The sequence below is a fragment of the Pseudomonas sp. HY13-MNA-CIBAN-0226 genome (assembly GCF_040310305.1).
Classification (GTDB): Bacteria; Pseudomonadota; Gammaproteobacteria; order Pseudomonadales; family Pseudomonadaceae; genus Aquipseudomonas; species Aquipseudomonas gregormendelii.
The window spans coordinates 1-244 of record NZ_JBEOPS010000533.1 but is presented as its reverse complement, the minus strand read 5'-3'; the positions used below and the strand labels follow the sequence as shown (position 1 = coordinate 244).

At 41.8% G+C, this 244-nt stretch carries 1 pseudogene; it reads right to left on the bottom strand.

The window, feature by feature from the left end:
* A pseudogene (locus tag AAEZ05_RS29785) lies at window positions 1-244 on the bottom strand (hypothetical protein); the annotation flags it as partial.

The following is a 244-nucleotide window of genomic DNA, read 5'->3' as shown; positions in this document are numbered from 1 at the left end:
CGACAATATCATTGTTATCTAGCCAATCCCGCGTAGACTCTGCAATTATTTCAGCAGCATACTCTTCAACACCTAGCGAAATCAGTAACATTTGAAATTGGCTAATAGGTAAAGCACGAGTATCATCTTGGTCAGCTTGGGCAATTGCATTAATATTAAAACAGCGACGGTAATCTACCATGTTGCCGGTAATCGATCCTTCGTCGACAGGAAAAACGATATCTGGCGTGGCCCATATTTGATC